Here is a 14600-nt window from a genome sequence, read left to right as displayed (position 1 = left end):
CACTTGGGTGCGTTCCGCCGGAGCCTGCTGGCATGATCGGTCGTTGGAAAGACAAGGAAGCGGATGCGCCGGAGACCCTGCCGCCCGAGGCGGTGCCGGTGGTGTGGCTGCTGGGAAAGACGGGGGCGGGCAAATCGTCGCTTGTGCGGGCGCTTACCGGTCAGACCGACGCCGACGTCGGCGACGGGTTCAAGCCCTGCACCCGCACCGCCCAGAGCTATGATTTTCCGCCCGACGCACCGTTGCTGCGGTTTCTCGATACACGCGGTCTGGGGGAGGCGGGGTATGACCCGTCCGAGGATCTGGCCGTCTGTCTGGGGCGCAGTCACGTCGTTTTGGTGGTGTGCCGTCTGGATGATCCGGTGCAGGGGGTGGTGGCCGATGCGTTGGCGTTCATCGCGAAAAAGGACCGCGGGTTGCGGGCCATTCTGGTACTGACGGGGGGTGATCTCGTCCCGCTGCCGGAAGACCGGCGCCGCGCGGCCCGCAGGGTGCAGGACACGATGGGCGCGGCGGTGAAAGGAGACTTGCCGGTGGCCGAGGTGGTGCTCGCCCCCGCAGCCGATCCGGACGAGGCGGGTTTGGACAAGCTGCGCGCGCATCTTCTGGATGCGCTGCCTGCGGCGGGTCTGTTGCTGGAGCGCCAGAAGGTCAGCGACCAAGAGGGAAAGGCCTTTCAGGACGCGCGGCGCAGGGTGTTGTTTTATGCCGGCGCGGCAGCCTCGAGCGATATCGCCCCGCTGATCGGGGCGGTGTCGGTGCCGACGTTGCAGCTGGCCATGCTGCGCGAGTTGGGCAAACGCTATGGCGTGGCGTGGGACCGCGCGACGACGGCTGCATTTCTGGGCGCGATGGGCGCAGGCGTCGGCGCCCGCTTTGCGGCAAGCTTCGGGGTGCGCCAGCTTGCGAAATTCATTCCCGTCTACGGTCAAACCGTGGGGGCGGCGGCGTCGGGTTCCATCAGTTTCGCGACGACCTATGCGTTGGGCCGGGCCGCGGCCTACTATCTTTACTGGAAGTCGAAAGGGCGCGGCGTGGATGAGCAGGGCCTGAGAGATATTTACGCACGCGCCTTCAGGGTTTCGTCGGATGCGACTGATTGATCGCCTGCGCCCGTTCCTGCTGCGGTGGGACCGGTTGCTTCCGGTGCTGGCGATTGTGTTGCCGTTGGTTTTTTCCTGCGTATTCGGGTTTATCTGGCTGGTCGAGCGCGATCTGCTGATCCCGTTTATCGGTATCTCCATCGGGTTTGGCGCATGTGTCGCCTTGTCGCGGCTGACCGTCGGCTGGTGGCGGCGGCGACAGGCCCCCCAGAGCGACAATGCGCCCCCTACGCGCATCCGCGCCCGTGTCGATCCGGACTGGACCGCGACAGAGCGCAAGGTTTTCGAGGATACGCGCGGGTTTATCGAAGAGGCCACTGCAGCGCCGGTGCCGTGGCCCGATATGCAGCCGCTCGCGCTGGAGGTGATCCGCCGGGTGGCACGGGCATCGGGGCGCAAGGGCAAGGATGTGCTGGATTTCAGCGGCCCGGAGGCGCTGTTGCTGGTCGCGCGCGTGTCCGACCGGCTGCGCAGCGATCTGCGCGACCGGATGCCATTCGCCGACAGCATTTCGATCGGCACGCTGTACTGGCTGTGGCAACACCGCGAACAGGTGCGCCGAGTGCAACGCCACGGCATGCAGGCGTGGCGCGTGTTCCGGCTCGTCAAATCGTTGCCGGTTGCGATCCTGCGCGAGATCGAGGGCGTGATTGCGGAAGGCCACGCGTCTTTCGTCAGCAACGAGGGTGTTGCGGTGGTCCAGACACTTATTCTGGAGGAGGTCGCGGTGGCCGCGGTCGATCTGTATTCCGGTCGGCTGCGATTTTCGGATGCGGAGCTGTTGCAGATGCGGCAGGCGGCGGGGGCCGAGGACCGTGGGCGGCTTGCCACGCCCGACGCTCCGTTGCGGCTGGCGGTGGCGGGGCAGATCAGTTCCGGCAAATCGAGCCTCATCAACGCGGTCCTCAATACCGAGGTCGCGGAGACGGATATTTTGCCGACCACGGACAAGCCGCAGACATATGAGACCTCGCTGGACGGGTTGCCGGTTGTGCTGCTGGATATGCCGGGGCTTGATGGGTCGGCGCGTGTCGCACAGGCGGTGCAGGACGAATTGTTGCGCGCGGACATGATTCTGTGGACGGTGCGGGCCAATCGCCCCGCGCGCGAGATTGACCGCGCGGCCATTGACGCGTTGCGGGCATTTTTCGCCGCGCACCCCGAGCGCCGGATGCCGCCGCTGGTTGTGGTCATCCCGTTTATCGACGCGCTGCTGGAGGGATGGCCCTTTGCGGAAAACTTCCTGACCGATCATGCGATGCAGAAGGTGCACGACATTGTGGTGGCGGTTTCCAACGATATCGGGGTGGACGGTGAGTTGACCCTGCCCGTGGTGCTGACATCGCCGGAATGGAACGTCGAGCGGTTGCGCGCACGCATCGTCGGGCGGTCTGCCGATGCGCTGATGGCACAGCGCAACCGCCTGCGCCACACATCCGCCAAAAGCACAATCCGGTCGGAGGCGGCACGGGCGAAAAAAGGGCTTGCGGCGGGGCTGTCGATCTTTGGCGACAGGCGCAAACCGGACAGCGAAGAATAGGCCAAACATCGGTCTTTTGTCGCCGCGGCGCCAGGGATGGCGCCCTGCGCTTGCGCAGTCGCATGTTTGATGACGGAGGGGTGGCGGAATGAAAGGCCTGAGGAATATCTAGACTCTAACTAACCAGTTGGTTAATGTCGTCTGAGTGCGAGCGATGCCCGTGCAGATAACTCGGGTGTTTTCGCAGAAGGTACCGCGGGCGGTGCGGTATCGGCTCATAGAAACCAACTGGTTAGATAGATAAGGAGACAAGCGATGAACATCATGTCCAATCCGACGGGATCCACCGTCAAAGAGCTGGAACGCAACGAGGTCCGGCGGATCACTCAGGCGCCGCTGCGGATGGCGGGGACGTTCGATTTCGCGGTTCCGGCGGAGGTGCTTTTCCCGCGCATTTCGGAGCCCGCGCAGATGGCGGCTTGGTTTCCGCTGCTCAAGGGCGGTAAACTGGATCACGCCACATCGCAGGATGCGGGCGACTGGGGCGAAGGATCAAAGCGCCAGTGCTATACCAATGGCATGGGCACGCTTTACGAGACGATCCATTACTGGGATGCGCCCAATGCCTATACCTACGAGGTGAAGAATTTCATGATGCCGATCACCGACCACCTTGCGCTGATGGCAATTACGCCAAACGGGCGCGGCGGCGTGTTGATGACGTGGCACCAGTATTTCAACCTCAAAGGCATCGCGATGCGCCACATGTTCCCGACCATGATGCTGGGCATGATGAACAAGGGTATGGCGACGCTGGCCAAGGATCTGGGCGGCGAGGGCGGGCGCATCACCCGGGTCTGACGGCCCGAAGGCTTAGATCAACCACACTTATGTGATCCGGCCGCGGACCGACGTGTGAGCAGGCCTGAGCAGCTTTGCCGTGCCACACCCGGCGGACCTTGGCGTGGTAGCGCAGACGGGCGGTCCCCTCGTCGCGCCTTTGGCGGCCTTACCAGAAACCGCACCGTGGAATGGTGCGGTTTTTGCGTGTTTGCCCGCCGTATTCAAAGTGTCCCGTGCCGTTTTCACCAGGTGGTCCAGATTTCTGCGCAGCGGGGGGAACTATTTTGACGTGTCATCCGTTGGCTTCGTGATTCCATAGGTTGAACGGACGGGTTTCCCTGCAAATAGGCACCACCGGCAAAACGCCATCCGCACCTTCAAGAATTTGCGCACCGGTCCGCCGGAAGCACCCCGAAAACAAGGAGATAACGATGTCATCGCAATCAAAGACAGCCGAAGAGCTGAAGGGACATGCCGAGGACGCGGTAGATACCGTATCGAACATGGCAAAGGACGCCGCAGGCACCGCGAAAGCGAAAGTCGCCGCGAAATCCGAGGCCGCCAAGGACGGGCTGGCCAGCGAAATGCACGACACTGCCGCCGCGTTGCGCCGCGCCGCGGATGAAGTGCGCGACGGCTCCCCCCAAGGCAGCACCTTCAGCATGTTGGCCAACGGCCTGGCCGATATGGCCGACAGCGTTCAGGGCCAGAATGTGTCCGACATCGCCAGCGTAGCGAGCAACTTCGCCCGCAAGAACCCGGTGGCTTTCCTCGGCGGTGCAGCCCTTCTGGGTTTTGCAGTGTCGCGCTTTGCCAAGGCGTCCGAGGCGCCACAACACGGCGGCCACAGCGCGTCCGGCACCGCGATGCAATCGCCGCGCGGCTCGGCCCATTCGACCGCTTACAACCCCAATATCCCGACCATGGAGACCGACAATGGCTGATCAATCAAGCAAACCCGCATCCGCCCTTGTCGGAGACCTGATGCAAAGCGTCAGCTCGCTTGTCCGCAAGGAAGTCGATCTTGCCCGTGCAGAGATCGACGAGAACATTTCCCGTGCCGCCGTGGCGGTTGGTCTGCTTGTCGGTGCGGTTGTGGTGGCCCTTGTCGCCCTCAACGTGCTTGCCGCAGCCCTGATCGCCGCTCTGGCCGAGGCAGGGATCGCCGCTGGCTGGGCCGCGATCATCGTGGGGGGTGCGCTGGGTCTGATTGCCTTTGGCATGATGGCGAAAGGCACCAATGATCTCAAACTCAACAGTCTGGCCCCGACGCGCACCGCCAAGAACATCAAGCGCGACGCCGAAGCCGTAAAGGAAAGCTATAATGTCTGATACACGTTCCCCTGATGAAATCGAACGCGAGATCGAACGTGAGCGCCAGGAGATGGCGGGCACGATCGACACCCTTCAGGACCGCTTTTCCGTGGATGGCGTCGTTCAGCAAGTATCCGAACACCTGCGTGACAACGGTGGCGAAATCGCCCGCAATGTCAGCGCGACCGTAAAGCAGAACCCGCTGGGTGTGGCGCTTGTGGGTGCCGGTCTGGCGTGGCTGATGTTTGGCAAGGGTGCCGATCCGGTGGCCAAGGCCGCGGGTTCGCGGTCGGGCGATGACGGGTACGACCGCGCGCCGCGCCGCGCGTCTGAGGCGCCGAGCGATTTCAGCACGCCGCGTCCTGCGCCGCAGCATCTGCGGGCAGCGTATTACGACGATGACGATCCGAAAATGGATTGGCTTTATGACGACGATCTCGACGTCGATGACGGGTCATACTGGGAGAGCGCCAAAGGGGCGGCATCGTCGGCCGCGGGTGCAGTCGGGTCCGGTTTGTCCGGCGCCGCAGACGCCGCAGGCCGCGCGAAAGATGGCGTTGTCGGTGCTGCAGGGTCTGCCAAAGACGGTGCTGTCGGCGCTGCGGGATCTGTCAAAGACGGCGCTTCCAAAGCTGCCGGTGGCGTTGCCGGGGCTGCGGCCTCTGCACGCGACGGTGTCGCTTCCGGGGCCGGATCGGTACGTGACGGTGTAGCCGGTGCTGCCGGATCAGTGCGCGACAGTGTGGCCGGAGCGGCATCATCGGTGGGTGCCTCGGCGTCATCGGCCGCCGAACAGGCCCGCGTGCGGGCCGAGCGTATGCGGGCGCGTCTCGCTCAGGGGACGGAAACCCTGTCCGAAGAAGCCCGTGACCGTGTGATCCGCGCGCGCATGGCTGCCGTGCGGGCCAAGGAGGCGGCGAATGACGGCGCGCGTGCCGCTGCCGATCAGACATCGGAAGCCTATGGGCGCCAGCCGCTGGCCTTCGGGGCGCTTGCCTTTGCCATCGGGGCGGCCGCGGCGGCAACATTGCCACGCACCCAGCAAGAAGACGCGGCATTCGGCAAGCAAAGCGACCGTTTGGTCCGCCGCGCCCAGCGTGTTCTGGACGAAGAGCATCAAAAGGCGCGCGAGATTGCGTCATCCGTGGCCGATGAGGCCAAGGCGATGGCGCAGGACGCAAAGGAAGAGATCGACGCACGTGGCAAAGCCGCCGTCGAGACCGTTGCCGACCGCGCCAAGGATGCCGCAGGCAAGATCGCCGACAAGACAAAGTCCGAAGCCGAGGACAAGGATCTGGGCAAGTCGATCAAGGCCAGCTGAGCCTGAAACACGGGGTCATCCGGACAAACGGGTGGCCCTTTTTGCATGCAAGACAGGAGACAGCCCATGGCGCGAGGTCGCACTGCCGAGACACCGTCCGAAATCCCGATGAAGGGATGGAAGGATATCGCATGGCGCGTAAAGGACGAAATCGCGGCGGATCACGTGAGCCTGATCGCCGCCGGTGTTGCGTTCTACGGGCTGCTGGCGCTGTTTCCCGCAATCACTGCCGTTATGGCTCTCGGCGGGCTGCTGGTGCAGCCGCCGCAGATCGTATCGATGATGCAGCAGCTGGAGGGTGTCGTCCCTGCGGAGGTGCTCAACATCATCACCAAGCAGGCCGAGGAAGTGGCCGGGTCGCGTGAAGGCGGTTTGGGCCTGACCGTGGTCTTTGGCATTCTGCTTGCGATCTATTCCGCGTCAAAAGGGGTTGGCAGCCTGATGGAAGGCATGAATGTCGCCTATGACGAAGAAGAAACGCGCGGCTTTTTCACGCTGAATGCGGTCAAGCTGGCGCTGACGGTGCTGGCGATTGTCTGCGCAATCATCGGATTGATTGCCATCGGCGGGTTGCCGACGGTCATCGGACTGGAAGAGACGAGCGTTGTGATGGACTGGGCGCTAGGTGCCGTGGCGCTGGTGCTGGTTGCGGCGCTGACGTTGCTGGCGCTGTCGTTGTTCTACCGCTATGGCCCGTCGCGCGATGACGCGGAGTGGCGCTGGCTGACCCCCGGTGCGGTCGCGGCCTGTGTCGTCTGGGCGGCAGGATCGGCGGGCTTTGCGTTTTATGTCGCGAATTTCGGTACCTATAACGAGACGTTCGGCGCACTGGCCGGTGTGATCGTGCTGCTGATGTGGATGTGGTTGTCGGCCTTCATCATCATGTTGGGGGCAGAGTTGAACGCGGAAATGGAAGCGCAGACCCGCCACGACACGACCGTCGGAGGCGAAGAGCCGATGGGCGAGCGCGACGCCGTAAAGGCAGACAATCTGGGCGAGGCGACCGTGTGAGGCGGCCCATCCGCCGCGCGGATGCGCTGTGGTGCCGCCCGCTCACAAGCTGACCTGTTCCGCATTTTTCGAAGATCCGTTGCGGTGCAGCCCCCGACGCTTGTGCCGTGCATAATCCCATCCCAACCCGAAGGTATCCCATGACCCTCAAGACAGACCTTAAAATCAACGGCGATACCCATACGCTCGAGGCTGATGCGCGCACCAGCCTGCTCGACGCGCTGCGCCATCATCTGGACCTGACCGGCACCAAGAAGGGGTGCGACCACGGCCAGTGTGGCGCCTGCACGGTGATTGTGAACGGCCGCCGCATCAACGCCTGCCTGACGCTTGCGTGCATGCATGACGGCGACGAGATCACGACAATCGAGGGTTTGGGCACGCCCGACGACCTTTCGGCAATGCAGGCCGCTTTCGTAAAGCACGACGGGTTTCAATGCGGGTACTGCACCGCGGGGCAAATCTGTTCGGCGACCGCGATGCTGGACGAGATGAAAGACGGCTGGCCGTCGAATGTGTCCGATGCGCTGACCGGGGATATGCCGCTGAGCGAAGAGGAGATCGCGGAGCGGATGAGCGGCAACCTGTGCCGGTGTTCTGCCTATCCCGGTATCGTCAAGGCGATCCGTGACGCCGCAACGGGAGAGGCCCAATGAGACAGTTCGAATACGCCCGTGCCGCCGCCCCCGCCGATGCCACGTCGCGCGCACGCGCGGGTGGCACGATCATTGCGGGCGGCACGAACCTGCTGGACCTGATGAAGCTGGAGGTCATGACGCCCGACGCGGTGGTCGACATCAACCGGTTGGACCTGCACGCCATCACCGCCACCGACGCGGGCGGTTTGCGGATCGGCGCCTTGGTCACCAACAGCGATCTTGCGGCCGATGCAACCGTGCGGCGCGATTACGAAGTGTTGTCGCGCGCTTTGCTCGCCGGGGCATCGGGCCAGCTGCGCAACAAGGCGACGACGGGCGGCAACCTGCTGCAACGCACGCGCTGTGGCTATTTTTATGATACGGCGATGCCATGCAACAAACGTGCGCCCGGCACGGGCTGTCAGGCGCAGGGCGGGTTCAACCGCATCCTTGCGGTGCTGGGCACGAGCCCCCACTGCATCGCCACGCATCCCTCCGACATGGCGGTTGCGATGATGGTGTTGGACGCGGTGGTCGAGGTAGAGGCCGCGGACGGCACCCAGCGCCAGATCGATCTGGACGATCTGTATGTCCTGCCCGCCGAAACGCCCGATGTGGAGACGGTCCTGCAACCCGGTGATCTGATCACGGCGGTCGTCTTGCCGGCTCCGGTGCCTGCGACCCATATCTACCGCAAGGTGCGCGACCGCGCCTCCTATGCGTTTGCGCTGGTATCCGTTGCGGCGACGCTGCGGATGGACGCGGGCAAGATCGCCCATGTCGCGCTGGCGTTTGGCGGATTGGGCACAAAGCCGTGGCGCAACCGCGCGGTGGAAGAGGCGCTGCAAGGGCAGGCCCCGTCGGAGGAGGTGTTCGACCGCGCCGCCGATATTCTGCTGGCCGATGCCAAGGGATACGGCAGCAATGATTTCAAGATACCGCTGGCCCGCCGCACGCTGAAGGCCGTGTTGCGCACCGCGACGGAGACAGATCAATGAACGCTCATCTGAAAATGGACGGCCAGCAGGACAATGTGCTGGACGATATGGCGCAAAATGTGATTGGCACGCAGACGCCGCGCCGCGACGGGCCTCTGAAGGTAACCGGACAGGCGCCCTATGCCGCCGAATTCGGTGACGGGTCCGAAGCGGTGGGCGTCCTTGTCCGCGCGACGATCACCAAGGGCCGCGTGCGCAGCATCGACGAAGCGGCGGCGCGTGCGATGGCCGGTGTTCTGGCGGTCATCACCGATGAGCGGCTGTTGCGCAATCCCGCGCAAGGCACAGCAAACGAAGCGCCCGTGCAGGGCCCGCGCGATGTGGCCTATTTCGGCCAGCCCATCGCACTGGTCGTGGCGGATACGTTTGAGAACGCGCGCTTTGCGGCCCAAAACATCGCCGTGACCTACGATGAGGCAGGCGACGCGGTGACAGATCCGTTGGACGGGGCCGCGCATATCGATCGCCCGGACGCCAAACAGATCGATCAAGGCGACATCGACGCGGCAATGCGCGATGCCGCCTTCACCGTGGACGCCAGCTTTACCACGCCGTCGCAAAACAGCGCCGCAATGGAGCCGCATGCGTCTGTTGCCAAGTGGGACGGTGAGCAGCTGACCCTGTGGGGATCCCTGCAGATGTTAAACTACAACCGCAACGAATTGGCGGATTCGCTGGGCGTGAAGCCCGAAAACGTCCGTGTGCTGGCCCCTTACGTCGGGGGCGGATTTGGCTCGAAACTGGGGCTCGCGCCTGAGGCTGTAGCCGCGGCGATCGCCGCCAGGGAGTTGGATCGGCCCGTGCGTGTGGTGTTGACCCGCCAGCAGGTGTTCGAGGCGACGATGCGGCGCAGCTCGACCTTGCAGCGGGTGCGTTTGGCCGCCACCGCGGACGGGGATTTGACCGCCGTGGGGCATGACGCCACCGTGTCGAACCTGCCGGGCGAGACGTTCAGCGAGCCTGTGGCACTGGCCACGCATTTTCTTTATGCAGGCAAGAACCGCGCCTACCGGCACAATATCGCGCGGGTCAACCGGACCTGCGCAGGCTCCATGCGTGCGCCGGGCGAAGCGGTGGGCATGTTGGCGTTGGAAAATGCGATGGACGAATTGGCCCACAAGGCGGGCATTGACCCCGTGGACTTGCGCCTGCGCAATATCCCCGACACGCACCCCGAAAACGGCAAGGAGTTTTCTTCGCGGCGGTTTGCGGAGTGTCTGAGCCAAGGGGCCGAGCGGTTCGGCTGGAGCGCACGCCCCACAACGCCCGGCAGCCGCCGCGAAGGAGAATGGCTGATCGGGTATGGCATGGCATCCGCCGCGCGCGGCAACATCCTGATGGAGGCGAGGGCCCGCGTCACGCTGCACCGCGATGCGACCGCGACGGTCGAGACCGACATGACCGATATCGGCACCGGCACCTATACCATTCTGGCGCAGATCGCCGGTGAAATGCTGGGCCTGCCGGTGGAAAGCATCACGGTCAAACTCGGCGATAGCGATTTCCCATCGGGGTCGGGTTCGGGCGGGTCATGGGGGGCAGGATCGGTCGGATCTGCCGTTTTTCTGGCCTGCCAGAAGCTGCGGGCCGATATTGCGGCGACGCTGGATGCAGTGCCTTCGGATCTGACGCTGAAGGACGGCACCGTCACGACTGCGAATGTGCAGCGCAGCCTGTCCGACACGCTTGAGCAGGACATTGCGGCAGTGGGCCATATCGAGCCGGGCGAGAGCAGCGAGACCGTGCAGCAAGCCGGTTTCGGCGCGCATTTTGCAGAGGTTGGCGTGAATGCTGTCACCGGCGAAACACGCGTGCGCCGGATGCTCGGCGTCTTTTCGGCGGGCCGTATCCTGAACGAACAGACCGCGCGGTCGCAATGCCACGGGGGCATGATCTTTGGCATTGGCGCGGCGCTGACCGAAGAGTTGGTGCATGATCCGCGCGACGGCCACGTGGTCAATCATGATCTGGCGGAATACCATGTGCCGGTCAATTTGGATGTCCCGCAGCTTGATGTTATGTTCCTGCAAGAGCGTGACGCCTGGGCCAATCCGATCCAGTCCAAGGGCGTGGGTGAATTGGGCATTTCGGGCGCAGGGGCTGCGATCACCAACGCGATCTTCAATGCAACGGGTGTGCGCGTGCGCGACTATCCTGCGACGCTGGATAAAATCCTGCCGGACCTGCCCGAAATGGACGGCTGATCCGCCCCGTTGACCGTAAAACACGTGGCCAAGGCATTCGTGCCTTGGTGCGAAGTGACTGACCGTATCGGCGCAGCTTGGCTGCGATCCTTGCCGGAACGGTCGAAATTTTAGGCAGTTGACAGCACACCTGTGGAATTTACAGGCAGTTTTGCCCGGTCTGACCCCACAACGATGAATTAACTGGCTTTGAGACCGCCCCCGACGCGAACGTGACGGCGTTCGAAAGAGCGTGAGCGTCGCGCAAGGGGCCCATCCTGGCAGATTGATCCCCCCGCGCGACTACAACATCACTGTTGCGGGGCTAACCTAAATGGTCGGTTCGCGGTTTGTAAGGGGTATGCACCCCGATCGGACGTCCCGCAGCGATATTTGGGGGCGTATGACCTATGAATTCGAAGATTTCCGCAATTGCCGTCGCAGCCGTTTTGGGAACCGCGTCTGCGGGGGTGGCTGAATGTGCCGATCCGATCAAGGTGGGTGTGCTGCATTCGCTGTCCGGCACGATGGCGATTTCCGAGACCACGTTGAAAGACACGATGGAACTGCTGATCGAAAACCAGAATGCCGCGGGCGGATTGCTGGGCTGCCAGATCGAAGCGGTCGTGGTGGACCCGGCGTCCGACTGGCCGCTTTTTGCCGAAAAGGCGCGTGAACTGCTGACCGTGAACGAGGTCGACGTGATTTTTGGCAGCTGGACATCGGTGAGCCGCAAATCCGCGCTGCCGGTGCTGGAAGAGCTGAACGGCCTGATGTTCTATCCGGTGCAATACGAGGGCGAGGAAAGCTCGCGCAATGTATTCTACACCGGTGCCGCGCCGAACCAGCAGGCCATTCCCGCCACTGACTATTTTCTCGAGGAACTGGGTGTCGAGAAATTCGCGCTTTTGGGCACCGACTATGTCTACCCGCGCACGACCAACAATATCCTTGAAGCGTACCTGAAGGACAACGGCATCGCGGCGGAGGATATTTTCGTCAATTACACGCCCTTCGGACATTCCGATTGGGCGACCATCGTGGCCGATGTGGTGGCCTTGGGGGCGGACGGCAAACAGGTCGGCGTGATTTCCACGATCAACGGTGATGCAAACATCGGTTTCTACAAGGAGCTCGCCGCGGCGGGCGTGTCGGCGGATGATATTCCGGTGGTCGCGTTCTCGGTCGGTGAAGAGGAGCTTTCGGGGCTCGATACCTCCGATCTGGTGGGGCATCTGGCGGCGTGGAACTACTTTCAGTCCGCCGAATCCGAGGCCAATGACGCCTGGGTGGCCGCGTGGAAGGAAAAGATGGGCGAAAGCCGCGTGACCAACGACCCGATGGAGGCCCATTACATCGGGTTCAACATGTGGGTGAACGCGGTGAATGATGCCGGCACGACCGATGTCGATGCCGTGCGGGATGCCATGTACGGGCAGGAGTTTCCAAATCTGACGGGCGGGACAGCGGTGATGCTGCCGAACCATCATCTGGCGAAACCGGTGCTGATCGGTGAGATCACGGCCGACGGGCAATTCGACATCATCAGCCAGACCGCAGAGGTGCCGGGCGATGCGTGGACGGACTATCTGCCCGACTCCGCGGTGCTGACGTCCGACTGGAAAGAACTGGGCTGCGGCATGTTCAACACGCAAACCCAGACGTGCGTGCAGCTGACCTCCAACTACTGAACGCTCCGGCTGCGCGCACGGTGTGGTGCATCGTGCGCGCGGCCGGTCAATTCCCCCAACCAGCGGGCTGAAATACATGCTGCGACTGTTTTTTCTGGTCCTGCCGCTGTGGCTGGTCCTGTCCCCTGCAACCCACGCGCAAGGTTTGCAGGACATTTTGCAAGTCCACGCCGAAGAGGTGATCAAGCCCGGCCGCCGCAGTGTCGGGACCGTGCTTGACGATCTGGCGGCCAGCGGATTGCCGCAGGCGATCCCGTTTCTCGAGGCCTGGCGCGACCGCGCAATTGTGCGTCGTGACAGCGACGGGCTGTTCTTCCGCGAGAGGCAGGATGGCGATATATACGTCCTGTACGATTTGGACACAGGTGCGCGTCAAGAGGCCGACCCGGACGACGTGACGCAAACGCGACCAAACGGGGGCGTACGGCGCGCGATCTCGAACGCGCTGGTTCAGTTCCAGCTGTCCGATCCCGATATCGGCAAGCGCCGCGCCGCTGTCGCGGCCATTGCCCGCAGCATGGACGCCAGCCAATTGGCCCCGCTGCAGGCCTCGATCGCGGAGGAACCGGATGCGGCTTTGCAAGCAACGAAGGCACGGCTTGCGGGGATGCTGGGCGCGCTGTTCGGCGAAAATTCCGATGTGCGTATCGCATCGATTGAGGCACTGGCCGATGATCTGTCGGTGGATGTGCGGGCCGTATTAAACCGGGTGCTGTCGACGCGCGCAGGCGTGGCGCAAACGGTGCCGCAGGATGCCAATATCGCACAATTGCTGGAGCCGGGCGCGCAGATCACACCCGCGCAGGCCTACGCCCAACTGGTGGCGGCCGAGCTCGCCCCGCCGTTGGTGGAGGCGGACGCCATTCGCGCGGCGCTGATCGCCAACATTGACGCAGACCGCGTGGCCGACGTGCCCGTATCTGCGCTGGGCACCGACGCGGCCCGTTTGCGCGCCTATGACGCGCTAGCCGCGCAGGGCGTGGTGCCGCAGCGCGTCAGTGCCGCTCAACAGCAATCCGCCGTTGATGCGCATGTGTTCTTTCTGGCCTACGACGAGCCGGACCGCGCGGTCACGGATGCCGCCGCCCATGCACTGATCCAGATCGAGACGCGCGTCGCAGTCAACCAGACGGTCGATCTGGGCCTCGATGCGCTGTCGCTTGCGTCGATCTATTTTCTCGCGGCCATCGGATTGGCGATCACGTTCGGGGCGATGGGGGTCATCAACATGGCGCATGGCGAATTCATCATGATGGGCGCCTATACCGGATTTGTGGTGCAGCAGGTGGTGCCGGATTATACCGTATCCCTGATCATCGCGCTGCCGCTGGCGTTTGCGATCACCTTTGGCGCTGGGGTGGCGATGGAGCGGTTGATCATCCGGCACCTGTACCATCGCCCGCTGGAGACGCTGCTGGCGACATTCGGGATTTCGATCGCCCTGCAGCAGCTGGCGAAGAATATCTTTGGCACACAGGCGCGTCCGCTGACGTCGCCACAGTGGCTCGACGGGGCGTTGGTATTCAACGACGTGATCGCCATCAGCTATATCCGCATCGCGATCTTTGTGCTGGCGTTGGTGTTTCTCGGTCTGATCCTGTTTGTGCTCAAACGCACGCGGCTGGGGCTCGAGGTGCGTGCGGTCACACAAAACCCCGGCATGGCTGCGTCGATGGGCATCAATCCCGACCGCATCAACATGCTGACGTTCGGGTTCGGCTCCGGCATCGCGGGGATCGCGGGCGTGGCGATCGGCCTTTACGCCAAGGTCACCTCAGAAATGGGGGCCGACTACATCGTCCAGAGTTTCATGACGGTGGTCGTGGGCGGCGTCGGCAATGTGTGGGGAACACTGGCCGGTGCGTCGATGATCGGCTTTTTGCAAAAGGGGATCGAGTGGTTCAACCCGTCGAACACGCTGGCGGCCCAGACCTACATGATCCTGTTCATCATCCTGTTCATTCAATTCCGGCCCAAGGGCATTGTCGCGCTCAAGGGCCGTGCAGCGGCGGATTAAA

12 protein-coding genes are annotated in these 14600 nt (G+C 63.4%); all 12 read left to right on the top strand.

From position 1 onward, the window contains the following. Nucleotides 1-32: 32 nt before the first annotated feature. The 12 genes from K3756_RS13815 to urtB all read left to right on the top strand — a co-directional run bounded on the left by K3756_RS13815 (nt 33) and on the right by urtB (nt 14599). Nucleotides 33-1103 (top strand): YcjF family protein, encoded by a 1071-nt coding sequence (locus K3756_RS13815; protein WP_259988340.1) that lies wholly within the window; start codon nt 33-35, stop codon nt 1101-1103. Next, entirely contained in the window at nt 1090-2643 is a 1554-nt protein-coding gene (locus K3756_RS13810; RefSeq protein WP_259988338.1) for a GTPase family protein, read from the top strand. The genes K3756_RS13815 and K3756_RS13810 overlap by 14 nt, the downstream gene beginning before the upstream one ends. A 255-nt stretch (nt 2644-2898) precedes the next feature. Next, nucleotides 2899-3444 carry an SRPBCC family protein gene (locus K3756_RS13805; RefSeq protein WP_259988336.1) on the top strand — a complete coding sequence of 182 codons (546 nt, stop codon included), beginning with the start codon at nt 2899-2901 and terminating at the stop codon, nt 3442-3444. Between the two features lie 413 nt (nt 3445-3857). Further along, the gene (locus tag K3756_RS13800; RefSeq protein WP_259988334.1) at nt 3858-4370 is read left to right on the top strand and encodes a hypothetical protein; all 513 of its coding nucleotides are present in this window, start codon (nt 3858-3860) and stop codon (nt 4368-4370) included. Then, nucleotides 4363-4758: a phage holin family protein gene (locus tag K3756_RS13795; protein ID WP_259988332.1), complete on the top strand. Its 396-nt coding sequence runs from the start codon at nt 4363-4365 to the stop codon at nt 4756-4758. The genes K3756_RS13800 and K3756_RS13795 overlap by 8 nt, the downstream gene beginning before the upstream one ends. Beyond that, nucleotides 4751-6061 carry a DUF3618 domain-containing protein gene (locus K3756_RS13790; protein ID WP_259988330.1) on the top strand — a complete coding sequence of 437 codons (1311 nt, stop codon included), beginning with the start codon at nt 4751-4753 and terminating at the stop codon, nt 6059-6061. The genes K3756_RS13795 and K3756_RS13790 overlap by 8 nt, the downstream gene beginning before the upstream one ends. 66 nt (nt 6062-6127) lie before the next feature. Beyond that, nucleotides 6128-7072 carry a YihY/virulence factor BrkB family protein gene (locus tag K3756_RS13785; protein WP_259988328.1) on the top strand — a complete coding sequence of 315 codons (945 nt, stop codon included), beginning with the start codon at nt 6128-6130 and terminating at the stop codon, nt 7070-7072. A 140-nt stretch (nt 7073-7212) separates the two neighbouring features. Continuing rightward, entirely contained in the window at nt 7213-7728 is a 516-nt protein-coding gene (locus K3756_RS13780) for a 2Fe-2S iron-sulfur cluster-binding protein (RefSeq protein WP_259988325.1), read from the top strand. After that, on the top strand, nt 7725-8708 hold the full coding sequence (locus K3756_RS13775; RefSeq protein WP_259988323.1) for a xanthine dehydrogenase family protein subunit M: 984 nt from the start codon (nt 7725-7727) through the stop codon (nt 8706-8708). The genes K3756_RS13780 and K3756_RS13775 overlap by 4 nt, the downstream gene beginning before the upstream one ends. After that, nucleotides 8705-10912 (top strand): xanthine dehydrogenase family protein molybdopterin-binding subunit, encoded by a 2208-nt coding sequence (locus K3756_RS13770; RefSeq protein WP_259988321.1) that lies wholly within the window; start codon nt 8705-8707, stop codon nt 10910-10912. Before K3756_RS13775 ends, K3756_RS13770 begins: the two co-directional genes overlap by 4 nt. Nucleotides 10913-11301: 389 nt before the next feature. Next, nucleotides 11302-12582 (top strand): urea ABC transporter substrate-binding protein, encoded by a 1281-nt coding sequence (urtA, locus tag K3756_RS13765; protein ID WP_259988319.1) that lies wholly within the window; start codon nt 11302-11304, stop codon nt 12580-12582. Between the two features lie 76 nt (nt 12583-12658). Beyond that, the gene (gene urtB, locus K3756_RS13760) at nt 12659-14599 is read left to right on the top strand and encodes an urea ABC transporter permease subunit UrtB (RefSeq protein ID WP_259988317.1); all 1941 of its coding nucleotides are present in this window, start codon (nt 12659-12661) and stop codon (nt 14597-14599) included. Nucleotide 14600 lies beyond the last annotated feature (1 nt).

It is taken from the genome of Sulfitobacter sp. S190 (genome assembly GCF_025141935.1).
Lineage (GTDB): Bacteria > Pseudomonadota > Alphaproteobacteria > Rhodobacterales > Rhodobacteraceae > Sulfitobacter.
Note: the sequence above shows the minus strand (reverse complement) of the source record. Positions and strands in the feature narration are given on the sequence as shown.